The organism is Arthrobacter monumenti (assembly GCF_054511255.1).
This window is the reverse complement of sequence record NZ_JBTNCY010000009.1, coordinates 1-19,468: the sequence shown is the minus strand read 5'-3', so window position 1 is coordinate 19,468 and position 19,468 is coordinate 1. Positions and strand designations below refer to the sequence as shown.

Here is a 19,468-nt window from a genome sequence, read left to right as displayed (position 1 = left end):
ACTACCGCGGGCACCCAGGGGCGAGAAAGGGCGCGGCTCCGGCTGGGAAATCCAGCGGGCGCCGCGCCCCTCAACGATTCTCTGCCGTGCCGGTCAGCGGACCCCCATCAGGTCCACGACGAAGATCAGCGCTTCGCCGGGGGCGATGACCGAGCCGGCGCCTCGGTCGCCGTAAGCCATCGCTGCGGGGACTTCCAGCCGGCGGCGTCCGCCGACCTTCATGCCCAGGATTCCCTGGTCCCACCCCTGGATTACCTGACCGGCGCCGACCTTGAAGTCCAGCGGGGCGCCGCGGTTCCAGGAGGCGTCGAACTCCTCGCCGGTGGAAAATGCAACGCCGACGTAGTGCGCAGATACGGTGTCTCCGGGCTTTGCCTCGGGGCCGTCGCCCTCAATCACATCTTTCATGACCAGTTCGGTCGGGACTTCGTGCTCCGGGAAGTCGATTTCAGGCTTTTGACGGTCGTACTGCCGCTGTCCAAATGACATGAGTGCTCCTTGATCGCTTGAGTTAATAATGCCTTGCAGCCGGTGCCGCTAGCTGACACCGAGAATGTCGACGACGAAGACGAGCGTCCCACCGGGCTGGCCGGAGGCCGGATTTTCGCCGTAACCGAGTTCCGGCGGAATCACCAGCAGGACCCGCGAGCCGACAGTCTTGCCCGTTAGACCCTGTGTCCATCCCTTGATTACTCCGGTCAGTGGGAAGTCGGAGGGCTGTCCCCGATCCCAACTGGAGTCGAATTTCTTGCCGTTGCTCCACTGAACACCAACATAGTGCGCGGTGACAGTATCGGATTCCGTAACGACGGGGCCGTCACCCTTAATCAGCGTCTGCGCCACGAGTTCTCCGGGCTTCTCGGCGGAATCATCAATGGTGATCTCCGGAACGCCTTCATCATTGACCTTGACGGTGGGCAGGCCTTCAGCCGGTTCCACAGCTTCGCCCTCGACCTTGTCAAGCGGCGGCACGACGTCCTCGGCGCTCTCAACTGTGAACACCAGCAGCTGCGCGGGCTGCGCCTGGGCGGCTTCTGAACCCTTGACTCCCGGCACGGCAAAGGCGAACTGCGAGCCCACCTTCGACTCCTCCAGGGCCTTGTACAGTTTCGGATTACCGTTCTTCATCTGGTCGTCCAGAGACAGATCGTCGCCGGCCGCGGCGGTGTAGGTTTCCACGAGAGTCGAGCCATCCTTCGCATTGAAGGAGCTCATCCGCAGTGACAATGTCTGCCCGGGTTCGATCTCAGCGCCATCGCCATCGCTCAGTTTCTTGATGATCTGCTTTGAAATTTTAAGGGGCGTATCAAATTCAACTTTTGGCGCCTTCCCCTCTTCGGTGGCCGAAACCTCGAGGGAATCCAGCGGCTTTGCTTCTTCCTCGGAACCACCACAGGCGGTCAGCAGCAAGGCAGCTGCCAGGAGGGGGGCAAGAATTTTGCGCACAGGTAATACTTTCGTCGTCGGGAGGGACGGCCGCAGCCGCATCGGGCCCATCCGGTAGATTGACAGGCCTCTCCCAGCTTAACGGCTGAAGCCCCGAAATTTCTCCACCTATTTTTCCGGCTGCCCCGCTACATGTTCCGGAGCAGCGCTTCGACTCTCTCATCGACACTCTTGAAGGGGTCTTTGCACAGCACTGTCTGCTGTGACCGGTCGTTGAGCTTGAGGTGGACCCAGTCGACGGTGAAGTCCCGGCCGGTTTCCTGAGCCCGGCGCACGAAGTCTCCCCGCAGTTTGGCACGGGTTGTTTGCGGTGGAGTTTCAACCGCGGCCTTGACCGCGATATCGTCCACCACCCGCGCCGCTCCCCCGCGCGACTGCAGCAAAAAGAACAGTCCACGACGGCGGGAAATGTCGTGGTACGTCAAGTCCAGCTGAGCCATCCGTGCCGAGTCGAGGTCCGTCCCGTGACGCTCGCTGTACCGGTCGAGCAGCTTCTTCTTGATCGCCCAGTCAATTTCCTTGTCGATTCCCGACAGGTCCTGCGACTCGATCGCGTCGAGAGTCCGCTTCCACAGATCAAGGACCCGTTTCACATGCGGCGTATGCTCGCCGTTAGCGGCTACGAATGAGATCGCCTTCTCCAGGTATTCGCGCTGGATCTGCAAGGCCGAGAGCTGGCGTCCATTTGCCAGCCGCACCGGATGCCGGCCGGTGAGATCGTGCGAAATCTCCCGAATACTCCGGATCGGGTTCTCCAGCCGCATATCACGCATGATGACGCCGGCCTCAATCATCCTCAGGATCAGATCCACCGAGCCCAGCTTGAGCAAGGTCGTGGTTTCGGACATGTTCGAGTCGCCGGCAATAACGTGGAGGCGCCGGTAGTGTTCCGCGTCCGCGTGCGGCTCGTCCCTGGTATTGATAATGGGGCGGGACCGGGTTGTCGCGGATGAGACGCCCTCCCAGATATGGTCGGCCCGCTGGGAGAAGGCATACAGGGCTCCCTGCGGGGTCTTGAGCACCTTCCCCGCTCCAACCAGGATCTGGCGGGTCACCAGGAAGGGAATCAGGATTTCGGACAGCCGGGTGAATTCGCCCTTCCGTGGAATCAGATAGTTCTCGTGGCTGCCATAGGAATTGCCGGCCGAGTCAGTATTGTTTTTGAACAGGTAGACGGTGCCGTTGAATCCCTCATTCAGCAGCCGCGCCTGCGCTTCGTCCACCAGGTCGTCCAGAATCAGCTCTCCGGCGCGGTCCTGGGCAATCAGCTGCGCAAGGTCGTCACATTCAGCAGTGGCGTATTCAGGGTGTGATCCGACGTCGAGGTACAGGCGTGAGCCGTTGGTCAGGAACACGTTGGATGAACGTCCCCAGCTGACCACCTTCCTGAACAAATAGCGCGCCACTTCCTCCGGCGAAAGCGGCCGGGCGTTAGGCCCCGAGTACGAGATTCCGAATTCGGTCTCAATTCCGAATATGCGCCGGTCCACTCAGCTGCCCGCCTCACCCGCGAGGATCTGTTCGACCTCGGCGTCATCCAGGCGGCGGAAGGCCCGCCGCGTGCCACGTTCCGAAAGAGGTTCACGGTCCAGGACTGCTATCTCCAGCAGGCCGGCCGCAAGCAGGTGGACTCCGCCCGTTGTTGGCTGCCTGTTACCGGAGGACTTGTCCGCCGGCGCGCCGGCGGATTGGCTGTCTTCGCGATGGTTGTTGTCCATCCGCCCGTTGCGCCCCGGCGCCTGCGGATGGCCGGACGTACCCTCGGCCGGCTGGCTGCCATCAACGTTGAGCGCTTCGACAGCGAGCCTGATCGCTTCAGGGAACCCCACGGATGGATCCCACCGGCCGCCAAGGACCTCCCTGACCCGTTCGGCCTGGCCGCCCATGGCGATGAAGCCGTTCTCGTCGGCGATCGAACCGTCGAATGTCAGCCGGTAAAGGTGGTCCTTGCCTGCTTCGCCTGCTACCTCGGCAACTGCCAGTTCAACCTCGAACGGTTTGGATTCGGCGGTAAATACCGCTCCGAGGCTTTGGGCGTAGACGCTGGCCAGACCTCTGGCTGTGACGTCCTCGCGGTCATAGGAGTAGCCGCGGACATCAGCGTACCGCACGCCGGCCTGCCGCAGACTCTCGAACTCGTTGTACTTGCCGACCGCGGCGAAGGCAATCCGGTCGTAGATCTCGCCGGTTTTCCGCAGTGACGGCGATGGATTTTCGGCCACGAGCGCGATGCCCTCGCGGCAACTGATGACGACGACGGACCGGCCCCGCGCGATACCCTTGCGGGCGAAATCCGCCCGGTCCTTCATCATCTGCTCGGGCGAGACGTAGAACTGTTGCGTCATGGTCAGGCCTCCCGTCCGGCGACGGAACGTTCGGCGATAATGGCCTCGGCGGCCGACGCGAGTTCGCGGTCGCTGACCTTGCGGTTTCCGGTGTTGTTAACGATGTAGACGACAGGCCACAATTGCCGGACCATATCCGGTCCCCCGGTGGCGGAATCGTCGTCGGCGGCGTCGTACAGTGCCTCCACGGCAACGGAGACGGCGGCGGCCTCCTCCAGATTCGGCTTCCAGAGTTTCTTCAACGCCCCCCGGGCGAAAGCGGACCCGGATCCGACGCTGTGGTGCTCCTGTTCCTCGTAGCGGCCGCCTGTCACGTCGTAGGAGAACAGGCGTCCTTCCCTCCGCTCGGTGTCGTAGCCGGCGAAGAGCGGGACCACCGACAACCCCTGCATGGCGAGTGGGAGGTTGGCACGGATCATGGCGGCGAGACGGTTCGATTTTCCGTCCAGGCTCAGCAGCGTGCCCTCGATCTTCTCGTAATGCTCCAGTTCAACCTGGAACAAACGGGTGATGTCGATCGCAATACCCGCTGTCCCGGCAATGCCCAGTACGGAGAACTGATCCGCAGGAAAGACCTTTTCGATGTGGCGGCTGGCAATGAGGTTCCCCATCGTCGCGCGCCTGTCACCTGCCATCACGACGCCGCCGGCGAACGTCATGGCTACGATAGTGGTCGCGTGCGGGACCTGTGGCGAGGACGAGCCGGCAGCGGCATTCATGCTCCGGCTCGAAGGCAGCAGTTCAGGGTTGTGCCGGCTCAGATGGTCACTGAAGGAAACGGTCGCTGCCGATGCAATCCGGTCGAAACGCTGCGCGTCGCTCATCGGGTCACTGACCACCCTTTTGCACGAAACCACGCACGAATTCCTCGGCATTGGTTTCGAGCACGCCGTCAATCTCATCCAGCAGGTCGTCGGTGCCCTCTGTGGCCGCGGAAGCTTCATCCGAGGCCGGACCCGGCGCGGGCGGAACCTCCTCCACGACTTCTGCCTCATCGGCTCGCTGGCTGGTGTTCTTGTGTTCCTGCGCTGCCATGATCTTCTCCTCAATCCCGGTACCGCCGCGGACTGCGACGGTCCGCTAGTACTTATCGTGCCACGCCCCACGGCTCGGTGCCGAGTAGTTGGTCAATAAACTCTTCTGCCGTGGCGCTGGTGTCAAAAAGCCGTCCGGTCAGCTCGCGGGTTCCACGCAGCGGTTCCCTGGTTGGAATGCGTTGCAGGCGGCGGCGATTGGGTAATTCGAAGATGACAGAGTCCCAGCTGGCTCCCACCACCTCGCGGCCGAAATGGTCTATGCACTTGCCCCGGAAGTAGGCGCGCGTGTCGTGAGGCGGCTCCGAGACTGCGGCGGCAATCTGCTCATCGGTGACCAGCCGCTCCATCTGTCCGCGCGCGGCAAGCCGGTGGTAGAGACCTTTCTCCGGCCGTACATCGGCGTACTGCAGGTCGATGAGCCCCAGACGGGCGTCGTTCCATTCAAGCGAATCGCGCTGGCGGTAGCTTTCCAGCAGTTTCAGTTTCGCCACCCAGTCGACCTGGGCCGCGGCCTTCATCGGATCATCCTCGAGAACATCCAGGAGTCCGCCCCAGCGCGCGAGTATCTCGACCGTGTCCGCGTCCGGTTCACCGTCGCGCCAGCAATGCTTCTCCGCGGCGTCATAGTAAATCCGCTGCAGCTCCAGTCCACTCAAGCTGCGGCCGTCCTTGAGCTGCACCGTACGGCGCAGTGACGGGTCATGGCTGATGGCCTGCAGCGCCTGGACCGGCTGCACGAGTTCCAGCACAGGGGCGGCACCGTGCTCAATCAGATCGAGCACGAGTGATGCGGTTCCGAGCTTCAGATAGGTCGATACCTCGCTCAGGTTGGCGTCCCCGATAATAACGTGCAGCCGCCGGTACTTGTCCGCGGTGGCATGCGGCTCGTCCCTGGTGTTGATAATCGGGCGGCGGATCGTGGTCTCAAGGCCCACCTCAGCCTCGAAGAAGTCGGCGCGTTGGCTGATTTGGAAACCCGGTTTTGAACCGTCCTGGCCCTTTCCGACCCTGCCGGCGCCGCAGATGACCTGGCGGGACACGAAGAACGGGATCAGGCCGGCCGTGATCCGGTTGAACGGAACCTCCCGCGGCATCAGGTAATTCTCGTGTGACCCGTAGGAAACGCTCTTATTGTCGGTGTTGTTCTTGTACAGATTGATCGCTGCCAGCCCGGGCGTCCTGGCCACTTTCCGCAGGGCAGCCAGCACGACGGCGTCGCCCGCCTTATCCCAGATGACTGCGTCCTTGGGGTTGGTCACCTCAGGACTGGAGTACTCGGGATGGGCGTGGTCCACGTAGAGCCGGGCCCCGTTGCTGAGCACCATGTTCATCAGGACGCCGGTACTGAGCGGGCCGTCTGTGTAGAGGCCGTTCTCAGACAACCGGCCGCCCGCCAGTGCAACCCCTTCGGCGTCGAGCACATCACCGCCATCGGTCAACTGTGACGGGTCGGCATCCTGCCTGGACAGCTCCCATCCCCGTGCATCGGTCAGCGGAGCTTCGTCCGAGTAATCCCAGCGGGTACCGCTCGACCGGCCTTCACTGGCGTTGCGCAAGGAAGCATACGAGTTGATGATCTGTGTGGAGAGCACGGTTGAGTTGGCGCCCGGCAGAGCGGGAGCGAGGATCCCGTATTCAGTTTCGGTGCCCATCACCCGGCGAACGGTCACGAATTCCCCCTAGAGATACTGCCCGGTGTTGGCAGTAGTCTCGATAGTCTTGCCTGGCTCCTGCCCGGCCTTGCCCTGGATGATCGTGCGGATATACGTAATCCGTTCCCCCTTCTTGCCGGAAATCCTCGCCCAGTCGTCGGGATTGGTTGTATTCGGCAGATCCTCGTGCTCGCGGAATTCATCCGTCACAGCAGTGAGCAGGTGTTCGATCCGCAAGCCACGCTGCTCGGTGGTCAGCAGATCCTTGATGGCGTTCTTCTTGGCCCGGTCCACCACATTCTGGATGACTGCACCGGAGTTGAAATCCTTGAAGTACAGCATCTCCGTGTCACCATTTGCGTAGGTGACTTCCAGATACTCATTGGACTTGTCCGTCGCGTACATCGACTCGACCGTCCGCTGGATCATCGCCTCAACGGTGGCTTCGGCGTCGCCGTCGTGCTCGGCCAGATCATGCTCATGCAGCGGTATATCGGTGGTGATGTACTTCGCGAAAATCTCGCTTGCACCCTCAGCATCCGGACGCTGGATCTTGATTTTCACATCAAGCCGTCCCGGCCGCAGGATGGCCGGGTCGATCATGTCCTCGCGGTTGGACGCGCCAATCACGATCACATTGTCCAGCCGCTCGACCCCATCGATCTCGCTGAGCAGCTGCGGCACGATGGTGGTTTCGACGTCGGAGGATATGCCGGTGCCGCGGGTGCGGAACAGCGAATCCATTTCATCGAAGAAAACGACGACGGGGCTTCCGTCGGATGCCTTCTCCCGTGCCCTCGCGAAGATCAGCCTGATGTGGCGCTCCGTCTCGCCGACGTACTTGTCCAGCAGCTCGGGTCCCTTAATGTTCAGGAAGTAGCTGGGTGATTCCTTTTGCCCGCTGCGCTCGGCGGCTTTCGCCGCCAATGAGCTGGCAACGGCCTTGGCGATCAGCGTCTTGCCACAGCCCGGGGGCCCATAGAGCAGAATTCCCTTTGGCGCCTTCAGCCCGTGCTCGCGGTACAGATCCGGATGCAGGAATGGCAGTTCGACGGCGTCACGGATCTGTTCGATCTGCGGTCCGAGTCCTCCAATGTCCTCATAGGAGATATCCGGTACCTCCTCCAGCACGAGATTCTCCACCTCGCTGCGCGGAATTTTCTCCAGCGCGTACCCGGTGCGGGCGTCAATGGAGAGGGCGTCGCCAACGCGGAGTTTTTCGCTCTGCAGCGGGGCTGAAAGCCTAAGCACGCGTTCCTCGTCGGACCGGCCCACGACCAGGGCCCGGTCCTTGCCGAGAAGTTCTTTGAGCGTCACCAGCTCGCCGGTACGCTCATATCCCAACCCGGCGATGACGGTGAGGGACTCATTGAGCAGAACCTCCTGGCCCACCGCCAGGGATTTGAAATCCAGCAACGGGCTGACGGTAACGCGGACCTTTCGTCCGGAGTTGAAAATGTCGACACTTTCCTGCGTGACGGCGCCAACGCCGGTGGCATCCGGCGCGGAACCGCCCTTGCGCGCGGGCACCGCCGGGTTGATCTGGACGATGGTTCCGAAGCTGTAGGGGGCAGCACCTTCCTGCTCGAGGGCCGCCTTCAGCTTGAGGATCTCGGTCTTTGCCGCTTCCAGCATGCCGGTCAACCGGGCATTGTGCTGTGTCGCCGCGGCCAGTTGCTTGTCGACATGGCGCAGCTTGTCACGCAACACGTTTAGCTGCCGCTGGGTCACCGCTGGATCCGGGGCGTACCCGCTCCGCTGCGCCGCGGACTGGTCGGAACCGCCCTGCTGGGATACCGGTTGGCTCTGGTTAGAATCTGCGTCGGACGGATGACTCATCTGCCTCGCCTACTTCCTGCGCTTCTACTCCGCGGGTCAGCCGGAGACCGGAACTGGCCTCTCCCTTAGACCCTAGTCGGCCAAGCTGTCATTTTCACTGACCGTGAAGTTAAAACGCCCAGCTATGAATCCTTTGTTCCCGTTCCGTCATCTGCAGCCGTGTCGGACTCCCTTGCCGGTGAAAGCTGATCCTGTGATTTCGGCGCCGCATCCCGTGCGGCGCGGCGCAGTTTCCGGTCCGATACCGGCCGTTCACCGACAGCCTGAGGTGTCCAGGCGTTCAAGTCTTCCTGGCTGAAGCCGGTCTTGGAACTGCGGCGCTTTTGGGCCAGCGGCGTCACGCCATCGGCCAATCGGCGGGTTATCAGCAGGAATCCTGTGTGCGCCACCATCCGGTGGTCCGGACGCACCGCAAGTCCTTCCAAATGCCAACCGCGGACCATCGACTCAAAACCGTCCGGCTCGGTAAACCGGCCGTCTGCACGGATGGCCTCGGCGGTGCGGGACAACTGTGTAACAGTCGCGACATAATTGATCAGTACGCCGCCGGGGGCAAGTGCGGTGGCCACCGCATCGAGGCATTCCCAGGGAGCCAGCATGTCCAGGACCACCCGGTCCACGGTTCCCGGCTGCTCGCTTTCGCCCAGTTGCTCTTCGAGATCACCAAGGGTGATTTTCCACGCCGGGTGCGGTCCGCCGAAGATCGTTTCCACATTTCCGCGGGCAATATCGGCGAACTCCTCGCGCCGTTCGAAGGAGTGCAGGAATCCGTGATCCCCCACGGCCCGCAGCAGCGAAATACTCAGGGCACCTGAGCCGACCCCCGCCTCGACCACCCGGGCACCGGGGAAAATATCCGCCATCGTAATAATCTGTCCCGCATCCTTGGGATAGATGACAGCCGCGCCGCGGGGCATGGACAGCACGAAGTCCGAGAGCAGCGGGCGCAGGGCCTGGTACTCGTGTCCGGTCGTGTTGGCGACCACGGAGCCTTCCGGGCGGCCGATCAGCTCGTCATGGTTGAGGAAGCCACGATGCGTATGAAACGTCCCGCCGTCGCTGAGCGTTATGGTGTTCCGGCGGCCTTTCTGGTCCGTGAGCTGGACGCGCTCGCCGGCGCGGAAAGGACCACGCCGCTGTTCCGCGCCGTGCGGTCCACCTGTTCCGGCGCTCTGGCCGGAATGCTTCTGCCCAGCACCGGAGGCCACTTCGCTTCCGGTCTGTTCAAGCCGGGCGGCCTTCTGCTCGGAACCGCTGTTCATTGACACATCCTCTGTTGGGGTTGGTTCAGTTCTCTGATTCAAACCGGCGCCGCTGCTTTCCGGTGATCGCCGCTACTACCGTAGCTTGATGCAGCAGACCGGTGACCTGCCCGCGCCGGTCGATCACGGCATACTCGCTGCCGGCGAGTTTCGCCAGGTATTGAACCAGTTCCTGTCCCTCTGCCCAAGCGGGTACATACGCGCCCGGAGCCAGCGCCCGTGCCACCGCGCTGGCCGGCGTATTCGCCGCCATCCCCGCCGGCACCGAGCTCAGCGCCGTCTCGTCGACAACGGCTTCCGGCCTGCCATTGGTTCCCACCAGTACGACGGCGGCGCTGCCGGCCTCCCGTGTCCCCAGTGTTGCCCGCACCTGCGCCGTCGACGACGAAGCGGCCAGGCCGACGGCGGGGACCGCCAGCCGGCCGGCGCTGATATCGGGAAGCCGCAGCCGCATGCGGGCATTGTTGATGGCCCCGCTGGCGCCAAGCCACAGGAAACCTGCAACCAGCACAGTGATCAGTACGACTTCGAATTCGGGGTCTCCCCCGAGGCTGAGCGGATACACAATCACCGCGCCGACCAGCAGGACGGCGATAACGCGGCCGGCCCAGCCCGCGGCAACGGTACCCTTCTCCTGGCTGCCGGTGGCCTTCCAGACGGCGGACTCCACAATGCGGCCACCGTCCAGCGGAAGCCCAGGCAGGACGTTGAATACCGCCACCAGGAAATTCGCCACGACAAAGATATTCGTCAGCAGCGAAGCGATCGGGTTTCCCTCGGCCAGCGGTGCCACGAGTACGCCGATGCCGGCGAGCGCAAAGTTGGCCGCCGGGCCCGCCATGGCCACCACCAGGGACTTTCCGGGCGAAGCGCTGAAATTCTCGAATTGGGTGTGGCCACCCCAAAGATTCAGGACGATCTTGGCCGTGGGCCATTTGTAGGCCCGCGCCGATAAAGCGTGCGCCAGCTCATGCACGAGCACGGAGATCAGCAAGAGCAGCGCGTAGCCAAAGGCGACCACGTACGCCACCCAGCCTGGCCCGGGGACACGTATCTGCTGACCGAAGACGAACACGATGAACGCGGCAATGATGAACCACGAATAGGCCAGGATGATGGGAATGCCGCCAACGCGTCCCAGCAGGATGCCCTCCCGGGGCATCCCCTTCGTGTGTTCTTCGCTCATCTACTGAACCTGCACGATCGTTGAACGCCGCTGGACCAATGACCGCAGATCGGCCACCGAGCGGCCCTGCAGTGTTTCCCAATGGATGCGTCCATCGTCCTCGGGCAAGGGGATGAAGTGAGGTATACCCACCGTGATCAGTCCTGCAGACTGGGCGGAAGTAACCCCCGGCAGCGAATCCTCCAGCGCCACAACATTGTCGACGCCGGCAGCCGGGTTGGATTCCTGCAGCAGTTCCAGGGCACGCCGGTAGGGCTCCGGGTCCGGTTTTCCCTTGCCGACCATGTCGCCCGTCATCAGGAAATCGAAAGTCCCATCGGGAAGCTGGCGGCGGATCTCCTCGGCAAGCGGCTTCTCCGACATCGTTACCAGTGCGCACGGAATGTCCGCGGCACGCAGCTCAGCCAGCAACTCACGTGCCCCCGGACGCCATGGAATCTCCCGCTGCACCGACCGGACCACATGCCCGATCAGATGGTCGATGATCTGCCGTGAGGACAGGTCGACGCCCGCATTTTGGAGAATCCGGCTGGAAAAAGTGAGTGATTGACCCACCAGGGCTTCAGCCTGTTCCTCGCTCCAGCTGCCGCCATGGTGTGCGACGAGTTCCATTTCGCCCTGGATCCAGTACGGTTCGGTATCGACCAGGGTTCCGTCCATATCCCACAGCACGGCCTGCAAAGTCTGCCCGTTGCGGACTGTGGCTTCGGCTTGGGTGGTGGAGGAGGAATGCATGGTTCAAGTCTACGGTGGCTTCCGGACCGCCCTCTTCCACTATGCTCAGCGCGAAGATGTCGGCGGCCGGGTCTGACATCGGCGCCTCCGCCACCGTAGGGTGTAACTGTGAGTAGTTATCAGGACGGACCGGCACCCGGGAATCCGGGACTTTTCAGCGGTGCGCCAAAGGAGTCGGATCAGTCCGGCGATCCGGAGTCGGACGGCCGGGTCACCGTCATGCTCGCAGCTTTCGAAGGCTGGAACGATGCCGGTGACGCCGCCAGCGACGCCCTCAAACACCTGCATAACCTCTGGGATGCCAACAAGGCCGCGAGCCTGGACCCGGATGAATACTACGATTTCCAGTTCACCCGGCCGATGCTGCACCGGAGCGGCGGCGTCAAGAAGATCAAGTGGCCGGCCACCAGCCTGACGAAGGCCTCGATCCCGGGCACAAGTATCGACGTCGTTTTTGTCCACGGGGTTGAACCGTCCTATAAATGGCGCGCCTATACAGCTGAACTGCTCGCGCATGCCACCGAGATGAATGTGGACTACCTGATCCTGGTGGGGGCACTGCTGGCCGATGTGCCGCACACCCGGCCCATTCCGGTGACTGCCACCAGCGAGGACGAGGATCTGCAGGAACGTCTCGGCATCGAGGCCTCGCATTATGAAGGTCCGATTGGCATTGTTGGCGTGCTTTCGGAGCTGGCGCATCTCGCCAGCCTGCCCACCCTCTCGGTGTGGGCCGCGGTGCCGCATTATGTTGCGCAGTCGCCGTCGCCGAAGGCCACGTTGGCACTGTTGAACCGGCTCGAGGAACTGCTCCAGGTTTCATTGGAGACAGACGAAATCTCCGAGGATGCCGAAGCGTGGGAGCGTGGGGTCGATGAATTGGCCACCGAAGATCCGGAGATCGCCGAGTACGTTAAGCAACTCGAAGAGGCGAAAGACACCGTGGACCTTCCCGAGGCCTCCGGCGAATCAATTGCCCGGGAGTTCGAGCGTTATCTGAAAAAGCGCCGGAAAGAATAGCGGCTAGAGCCGCACGCCCAGCAGCGCGTCCACCGCATTACGGACCAGGTCGGCCCCTGGCCCCGAGACGGGAGCCTGTACCGGTCCTGAAACATCCAGCGATTCAGCCGGAGGATCCTGCTGGCCGGCCGCGGACGCAGATTCACCGGACAGCGCCCCGATTGAAGCTTTACGTGATTGTCCCGGCTGGTCCTCCGCGGACAGAACCCCGTTGGTCCATGCATCGACTGCAGCCACCGCGGCGGGAGCATCCAGGTCATCGGCAAGAACCTGGCGCAGCTTGTCAACCAACTCGACGGCGCCATCGTCGTCCGTGGTTCCAATGCCGATGGCGTCCCGCCACCGGTGCAAGCGCTCCTGCGCCTCATGCAGCATGGCATCGGTCCAGAACCAGTCAGTCCGGTAATGGTTGGCCAGGATCGCCAGCCGGATGGCCGCCGGTTCGACGCCGGAGTTGCGCAGGCTGGAGACGAGCACCAGGTTGCCCTTGGACTTGCTCATTTTCCCGCCTTCGAGACCCACCATCCCGGTATGCGAATAATGGCTGGCCATCGGCACATGGCTCAGCGCGTAAGCGTGGCCTGCGCCCATCTCGTGGTGCGGGAAGATCAGATCCGAACCGCCGCCCTGGACGGTGAAGGGCGCGGGCAGGAAACGCTGGGAAATAACCGTACATTCGATGTGCCAGCCTGGCCGGCCGGAACCCAGCGAGGCGCCGTCCCATTCCGGTTCACCCGGCCGGACGACCCGCCACAGCAATGGATCCAGCGCGTTCTTCTTACCCGGACGCTCAGGGTCGCCGCCACGCTCGGCGAAGAGCGGCAGCATTTCCTGCTCCCCGAGTCCCGAAATCTGCCCGAGCCACCAGGCCGCGGAGGCATTGCCCGGCTCAGCACCGGCAGCGTCCACGGAGAAGTAGACATCGCCGTCGGGTTCCCCATTGGCACCGGCAACCCGGTATGCCAGGCCCCTTTCCAATAAGGATTCGACGGCCGGGACGAGCCATTCAATGGATTCAACCGCTCCGACGAAATGGTCGGGAGCCAGCACATTCAACGCCGTCATATCGGCACGGAACAGGTCCGTCTGCTCCTCGGCCAGGTCCCGCCAGTCAATGCCGAGCTGTGTTGCACGCTCGAGCAGTGGATCATCGATATCCGTGACGTTCTGGACGTATTGAACGCGCAGGCCAGCATCCCGCCAGAGGCGGTTCAGCAGGTCGAAGGCGACGTAGGTAGCCGCGTGGCCCATGTGCGTCGCATCGTAAGGGGTGATGCCGCAGACATAGAGACTCGCATCCGTTTCGGTCTCCAGCGGAACCACTGTCCCGGCCACCGTGTCATGGAGCCTGACGGCTCCAGATTGTCCGGGCAGGGCAGGCAGCGGCAACGAATTCCAAGAGATCACAGCCCCAACCCTAATGCTTCGCCGCCGCGGGCTCTAACTGTAAGTGCCGCCGTCGTGCCTTGTTACGGGCACCATGTACGGGCTGCCGGATTACGCGTTGACGCCGATGATATTGAAACCGAGCAGCAGGTAGATGAGCACTCCCAAGGCTATCCGGTACCAGACAAAAACCATGTAACTGCGGGTGGAAATGAACCTGAGGAACCACCCGATGATGACAAATCCCACAACGAATGCGACGACGGTGGCCAGCGCCGTTTGTCCCAGGTCGTAGGGGCCCTGCTCGTCGAAGTTCCGCACCAGCTCAAACAGGCCGCTGGCGAAGACCGCTGGAATGGCAAGCAGGAAGGCATACCGCGCGGCGGCCTCGCGGGTGTAGCCCATCAGCAGACCCGCGGTGATGGTGCCACCGGACCGGGAGACACCGGGAATCAGTGCCATCGCCTGGGCCAGCCCGTAAAGAATTCCGTGCTTGTAGGTCAAGTGCGTCAGCTCCCGCTGCTGCTTGGCGGTCTTGTCGGCGATAGCCAGGAAGACACCAAAGACGATGAGCATGGTCGCTGTCAGCCACATACCGCGCAGCGTGGTTTCGATTGCGTCATGGAAGACGAGTCCCAGAATGCCGATTGGCAGGCTGCCGATAATGACGAGCCAACCCATGCGTGCATCAGGGTCGTTGCGCGGAACCGTGCCGCGCAACGACCCGAACCAGGACTTGATGATGCGGACGATGTCGCGCCAGAAATAGACGACGACGGCGGTCTCTGTGCCCAGCTGGGTGATCGCGGTGAATGCCGCCCCAGGGTCCTCGCCGCCAGGCAGGAACTCGCCGACCACGCGCAGATGTGCGCTGGACGAAATCGGCAGGAATTCCGTCAGTCCTTGTACCAGTCCAAGAATGACTACTTCAATCCATGTCACATAAAGACCCTAAAGCAATGTCCGGCATGATTCGGACAAGGACCGCGCTCAACTGTGCCGGAAGTGACTGGAAACACCGTTAGGCTTACTTCTATGCAGCAACGATACTTGGGCTCGAGTGGATTGCAGGTCTCCGAACTCGGGATGGGAACCATGTCCTGGGGGCACGAGACTGATGAGGAGGCCGCCGCCGAGTCTCTGCGCAGTTTTATCGACGCCGGGGGCAGCCTCGTCGACACAGCCGCCGGCTATTCGGACGGCAGCAGTGAAGCCATCCTCGGTGCCATGCTCGGCGACCTGGTGGCACGGCAGGACCTAGTTATCGTTTCCAAGGCCGGAATCTCCCGGCGCAACGGCAAACGCACCGTTGATACCTCACGCCGCGCAATGCTTGACGCGCTGGACGGCACATTGGCGAGGCTGGGGACGGATCACCTCGATCTCTGGCTCGCACATACTTGGGATGAGCATGTCCCACTGGAGGAAACGCTGGGCGCCCTGGAGCTGGCAGTATCAACCGGCCGGACCCGCTACGCAGGAGTGTCCAACTACTCAGGCTGGCAACTTGCCCGGGCCGCATCGATCTCCCCCGTCCCCCTTATCGCGAACCAGGTGGAGTACTCCCTGATCCAGCGCTCCGCCGAACGGGAGATCCTTCCCGCCGCAAAGGCCCTGGGGATAGGCGTCCTTGCCTGGTCTCCGCTGGGTCGTGGCGTATTGACCGGAAAGTACCGCGGGAATATCCCGGCCGATTCGCGCGGCGCCAGCGACCGTCTGGCGGCTTACGTCGAACCGTACCTTTCCGGCAGGCCGGAACGAATCACAGAAGCGCTGATTACGGCCGCCCGCGGGCTCGACCGCCAGCCTCTGGAATTAGCCCTCGGCTGGCTCCTGCAACAGCCGGCGCTCTCGGCTGCCATTGTTGGCGCCCGGACCCCCGCCCAGTTGAAGGAAGCCGTTTCGGGTAACTTCAGTGCTGTTCCAGCCCAGATTGCCGAGGTGCTCGACGAGGTTTCCGCACTGGCGGATTAGTTGCGCACGACCTCGAGATCGTCTTCTTCACCGAGGTCGTCGTCGTCCATCCCGTCGTCATCTTCGTCCTCGTCATCGTCGTCGTAGATGACTAGCGGAGTCACTTCGTTATAAGCGTCGTAAAGCGCTTCCTCGTAGGCCTCGAACGCATCGGCAATGGCGAGATACGCTGATTCCACTGACGGATCAGCATCACCACGGCGGCTCGTGGCTGCCGCCAAATGCTCTTCCAGAGCCGACGTCAAAGACTGGAGCGCGACACGCGGATCAATGCTCATGTAGTAGACGTTATCGGTTATTCGGCGAAAAAGGAGGGGGCAGGAAGAACTTAGTTGGCTCTTTTCCTTCGCTGGCAGAAAAACGCCGGTTCATTCCACTAGTTGAATGGGCACCCTTCCGTTCAAATCCGGATCGGATGCACTAGGCTCGGATCTTGAGTAAAGTCCGAAGTCCAGGACGTCGAGCAACGGGCACCCTGCCGGGACTTGGAGGACCGTGAGAGAACAAATTCAAAAGAGTTCATCGAAACGGGAACGCGACTACGCCCGCCAGTTCGAATATCTGGTCCTAACAGTCAGCCCCGTTGAGTCGCTGCCTGAGGCACGACGGCGACTGAATGAGCACGCCGAATACGGCAAGTGGGAACTGGAACGCAGCGTGATCTATTTTGGCGGCGCCCGCAGGTACTGGCTCCGCCGGAAAATCCTACGCGTGGCCCGGACGGCATAGCCAGTCCCCGCGTTAGTCCAGTCCGGCCAATTGTCAGTCCTCCAGCGGCCCCAGCCAAGCGTTCGCCACGGTTGCGTGAGCGGATTCATCGTTCGAGGGGTGATACATCCCCGCCAGAACATCCCGGTAGAGCCGCTCCAGTTCGCTGCCGCGGAAGTATCCCCGGCCGCCTGATACCCGGATGGCAGTGTCGACGACGTTTCGCGCCGTCTCGGTGGCCCGCACCTTGAGTCCCACAAGTTTGGGGAACCAGTAGGGCCCATGATCAATCAGATCGTCCACGTCCTTGGCGGTCTGTGCGAGTTGTGGGTTGATTCCGTCCATGGCCATAACGGCATCGGCCACCTTCCAGCGGATATCCGGATCCTGCGCATAGCTCCGACCACCGTGCTTTGCAGAGGCCCGGCCGTGCGCTGCTTCCACGGCAAGGTCGACCGCCCGGCTGCCGATCCCGGAGTAGACGGCCGCAAGCAGAGTCTCGAACGTTGCGAAAATGGCGAATATCAGCGGATCCGGGTTTGGGCCTACCGGAAGTTTCCGGAAGATCCGCGCCGCTGGCACTTCAACGCCGTCGAGGACCGTCGAATTGGACTGGCTGGCCCGCATCCCCAGCGTGTTCCAGTCATCCTTGATGCTGTAACCCTGCGACGTCCGGTCCACGAAACCGTAGACCAGCTGGTCCTCCGGACCTGTCGAGTCTTTGCCGAAAACGCCCAGCCTTGTCCACACCGGAGACAGGCTGGTGAAGATCTTGGTTCCGGTGTACCGGTAGCCGCCATTGCCCGTGGGCTCTGCCACCGTATTCGAATCAAACAGCACGGAATCGTTGGCAGCCTCCGATATTCCGAACGCGAAGACCTCCCCCTCGGCCGCCTCCGTGAGGACGTAGTGCAAAGACCTGTCGCCGCGGGCCTCCAACAAGCTGGCCACACCCGTCCAGACCAGGTGCATGTTTACTGCCAGGGCGGTTGCCGGAGCTGCCGAGGCAAGCCGCTGCTGGGCGGCTGCAACTTTCTGGAGATCAAACCCAAGCCCGCCAGCATCAAGCGGCACGAACATTTTCAGATAGCCGGCTGCGGCGAGATCGTTTAGGTCCTCGTGGCAGAACTCGTTGCGTTCGTCGTACCCCCTGGCACGGCCGCGCAGAGTTTCCAGCAGGCCCTCCGTCAGCAATTCTTCAACGGCGAGACTCATCTCAGTAGTTGCTCAGCAGCCGGCCCAGCACACGGGTGCCGAATTTCAAGGACTCCACAGGGACTCGCTCATCGACCCCATGGAACATCCCCGTGAAATCGAGCTCAGGCGGAAGCTGCAACGGCGCAAAGCCGTAGCCAGTAATGCCGAGCCTGCTTAGCGACTTATTGTCAGTACCGCCGGAGAGGGTGTACGGAAGCACCTTGGCTCCCGGATCCTCGGCATGCAGGGCGTCGACCATCGAGTCCACCAGGTTTCCGGAGAACGGCACCTCCAGGGAGACGTCCTTGTGATCATAGGTGACGTCCACGCCATCGCCGGCAAGTTCTTTGACGATTTCGAGTACCTGCTGCTCCTGGCCAGGCAGAGTCCGGACATCCACGAGCGCTTCGGCCATGCCCGGAATGACATTATGTTTGTAGCCGCCCTTCAACACCGAAGGATTGGACGTGTTCTGCAGAGTGGCGCCAACGAATCTTGCCACGGTGCCCAGCTCCGCCAGGATCTTTTCTGGATTATCAGGGTCGAATTCGACGCCGGTCATCTCCGTGACGCTGTCCAGGAACTGCCGTGTCGTCGGCGTCAGCTCAATCGGCCACTGGTAATCGCCCACCCTGGCCACGGCTCTGGCCAGTTTGGTGATTGCGTTGTCAGAACTGATCTGCGACCCGTGTCCTGCACGGCCGTGAGCGGTGAGCCGGAGCCAGGAGATCCCCTTCTCTGCCGTTTGCAACAGGTAGGCGCGTTGACCACCGATTTGGGCCGAAAAACCGCCCACCTCGGAGATCGCCTCGGTTGCGCCCTCGAACAGTTCGGGATGATTGTCCACCAGCCATGAAGCACCGTACTTCCCGCCGGCTTCCTCGTCGGCGAAGAACGCAAAGATCAGGTCGCGCTTCGGCTTCCGCCCGGTGCGTGCGAAGTCCCGCAGCACCGACAGGATCATCGCGTCCATGTCCTTCATATCGACGGCGCCGCGTCCCCAAATCAGACCGTCCGCCTCCTCGCCGCCAAAGGGATCGCGCGACCAATCCTCCTTCATGGCGGGAACGACGTCGAGATGCCCATGGACTACGAGCGCGCCTGCGTTCGGGTCCTCTCCGCTCATCCGTGCTACTACGGAAGCGCGGCCGGGCTCGGATTCCAGAATTTGAGTCTGGAGACCGACTTCGTCCATCAGCGCGGCTGTGTATTCGGCCGCCGCCCGCTCCCCCGGCCCCGAGCCGTCTCCGAAATTGGAAGTATCAATGCGGATAAGTTCCTGGCAGATGCGGGTGACTTCATCCTCGGGGCTGATGGTGCTCACAACTCACTCCTCATTTGACGTAGATACCACCACCCTATCCACATGAAGGTTTCCGGTACGCACTTCTTCCGATTGAGGACATCGGCGTGGCTCATGGTATGGTTTTTCTCGCTGCTTTCTTGAGTTTGAAGTCGTTTTCAAACCCACGAAACACCACCTGCGCGGGTGGCGGAATAGGCAGACGCGCTAGCTTGAGGTGCTAGTCCTCGGATAGAGGGTGGGGGTTCAAGTCCCCCTCCGCGCACTATGTAATGTCTCGGGACATCGGTAGAACGATGTCCCGAGACATTAGTCTTTAACGAGTCACCTGTTCAGGCGGGAAATTGCTTTTTGGTAGTTCTTCGATGGGTCGATTTT

The 19,468-nt window shown here is 62.1% G+C and carries 19 protein-coding genes and 1 tRNA gene; 4 read left to right on the top strand and 16 right to left on the bottom strand.

Features of this window, described 5'->3' with window-relative positions; genetic code table 11:
- Positions 1–93: 93 nt before the first annotated feature.
- The 11 genes from ACX80B_RS14340 to ACX80B_RS14290 form a co-directional block, all read right to left on the bottom strand.
- Positions 94–489, bottom strand: a complete 396-nt coding sequence (locus tag ACX80B_RS14340) for an FKBP-type peptidyl-prolyl cis-trans isomerase (RefSeq protein ID WP_459297317.1) — start codon at positions 487–489, stop codon at positions 94–96.
- 48 nt (positions 490–537) lie between these two features.
- Complete coding sequence (locus ACX80B_RS14335) at positions 538–1,446, bottom strand: FKBP-type peptidyl-prolyl cis-trans isomerase (RefSeq protein ID WP_459297315.1); 909 nt, start codon at positions 1,444–1,446, stop codon at positions 538–540.
- Positions 1,447–1,574: 128 nt separating this feature from the next.
- Positions 1,575–2,936: a Pup--protein ligase gene (gene pafA / locus ACX80B_RS14330; protein WP_459297313.1), complete on the bottom strand. Its 1,362-nt coding sequence runs from the start codon at positions 2,934–2,936 to the stop codon at positions 1,575–1,577.
- Entirely contained in the window at positions 2,937–3,791 is an 855-nt protein-coding gene (prcA, locus tag ACX80B_RS14325) for a proteasome subunit alpha (protein WP_459297311.1), read from the bottom strand.
- Between the two features lie 2 nt (positions 3,792–3,793).
- A complete protein-coding gene (gene prcB, locus ACX80B_RS14320; RefSeq protein WP_459297596.1) occupies positions 3,794–4,615 on the bottom strand; it encodes a proteasome subunit beta in 822 nt (273 codons plus the stop codon).
- Positions 4,616–4,619: 4 nt separating this feature from the next.
- On the bottom strand, positions 4,620–4,826 hold the full coding sequence (locus tag ACX80B_RS14315) for a ubiquitin-like protein Pup (RefSeq protein WP_026535369.1): 207 nt from the start codon (positions 4,824–4,826) through the stop codon (positions 4,620–4,622).
- 52 nt (positions 4,827–4,878) lie between these two features.
- Positions 4,879–6,480 (bottom strand): depupylase/deamidase Dop, encoded by a 1,602-nt coding sequence (gene dop, locus ACX80B_RS14310; protein ID WP_459297594.1) that lies wholly within the window; start codon positions 6,478–6,480, stop codon positions 4,879–4,881.
- A gap of 27 nt (positions 6,481–6,507) precedes the next feature.
- The gene (gene arc, locus ACX80B_RS14305; protein ID WP_459297308.1) at positions 6,508–8,319 is read right to left on the bottom strand and encodes a proteasome ATPase; all 1,812 of its coding nucleotides are present in this window, start codon (positions 8,317–8,319) and stop codon (positions 6,508–6,510) included.
- Positions 8,320–8,441: 122 nt separating this feature from the next.
- A complete protein-coding gene (locus ACX80B_RS14300) occupies positions 8,442–9,581 on the bottom strand; it encodes a tRNA (adenine-N1)-methyltransferase (RefSeq protein ID WP_459297306.1) in 1,140 nt (379 codons plus the stop codon).
- Between the two features lie 25 nt (positions 9,582–9,606).
- Entirely contained in the window at positions 9,607–10,767 is a 1,161-nt protein-coding gene (locus ACX80B_RS14295) for a site-2 protease family protein (protein WP_459297304.1), read from the bottom strand.
- Complete coding sequence (locus ACX80B_RS14290; protein WP_459297302.1) at positions 10,768–11,502, bottom strand: HAD family hydrolase; 735 nt, start codon at positions 11,500–11,502, stop codon at positions 10,768–10,770.
- 108 nt (positions 11,503–11,610) lie between these two features.
- Here ACX80B_RS14290 and ACX80B_RS14285 point away from each other — a divergent pair, with 108 nt between their 5' ends.
- On the top strand, positions 11,611–12,522 hold the full coding sequence (locus ACX80B_RS14285; protein ID WP_459297300.1) for a proteasome assembly chaperone family protein: 912 nt from the start codon (positions 11,611–11,613) through the stop codon (positions 12,520–12,522).
- A gap of 3 nt (positions 12,523–12,525) precedes the next feature.
- On the opposite strand, the gene mshC is transcribed toward ACX80B_RS14285, so the two are convergent.
- A complete protein-coding gene (gene mshC / locus ACX80B_RS14280) occupies positions 12,526–13,929 on the bottom strand; it encodes a cysteine--1-D-myo-inosityl 2-amino-2-deoxy-alpha-D-glucopyranoside ligase (RefSeq protein ID WP_459297298.1) in 1,404 nt (467 codons plus the stop codon).
- Positions 13,930–14,019: 90 nt separating this feature from the next.
- Positions 14,020–14,850 carry an undecaprenyl-diphosphate phosphatase gene (locus ACX80B_RS14275; RefSeq protein ID WP_459297296.1) on the bottom strand — a complete coding sequence of 277 codons (831 nt, stop codon included), beginning with the start codon at positions 14,848–14,850 and terminating at the stop codon, positions 14,020–14,022.
- A 93-nt stretch (positions 14,851–14,943) separates the two neighbouring features.
- Between ACX80B_RS14275 and ACX80B_RS14270 the strand changes: the two genes are divergently transcribed.
- A complete protein-coding gene (locus tag ACX80B_RS14270; protein WP_459297294.1) occupies positions 14,944–15,882 on the top strand; it encodes an aldo/keto reductase in 939 nt (312 codons plus the stop codon).
- Here the strand turns inward: ACX80B_RS14270 and ACX80B_RS14265 are convergent.
- Positions 15,879–16,160: a hypothetical protein gene (locus ACX80B_RS14265; protein WP_459297292.1), complete on the bottom strand. Its 282-nt coding sequence runs from the start codon at positions 16,158–16,160 to the stop codon at positions 15,879–15,881. The two genes, ACX80B_RS14270 and ACX80B_RS14265, sit on opposite strands and share 4 nt — an antisense overlap.
- Before the next feature lie 217 nt (positions 16,161–16,377).
- Between ACX80B_RS14265 and ACX80B_RS14260 the strand changes: the two genes are divergently transcribed.
- Complete coding sequence (locus tag ACX80B_RS14260; protein WP_459297290.1) at positions 16,378–16,611, top strand: DUF5703 family protein; 234 nt, start codon at positions 16,378–16,380, stop codon at positions 16,609–16,611.
- A 33-nt stretch (positions 16,612–16,644) separates the two neighbouring features.
- Here the strand turns inward: ACX80B_RS14260 and ACX80B_RS14255 are convergent, their stop codons facing one another.
- Positions 16,645–17,805 carry an acyl-CoA dehydrogenase family protein gene (locus ACX80B_RS14255; RefSeq protein WP_459297288.1) on the bottom strand — a complete coding sequence of 387 codons (1,161 nt, stop codon included), beginning with the start codon at positions 17,803–17,805 and terminating at the stop codon, positions 16,645–16,647.
- A gap of 1 nt (position 17,806) precedes the next feature.
- A complete protein-coding gene (locus tag ACX80B_RS14250; protein WP_459297286.1) occupies positions 17,807–19,111 on the bottom strand; it encodes a M20/M25/M40 family metallo-hydrolase in 1,305 nt (434 codons plus the stop codon).
- 159 nt (positions 19,112–19,270) lie between these two features.
- Here ACX80B_RS14250 and ACX80B_RS14245 point away from each other — a divergent pair.
- Positions 19,271–19,355 (top strand) — tRNA-Leu (locus tag ACX80B_RS14245).
- The last annotated feature ends 113 nt before the right edge of the window (positions 19,356–19,468 follow it).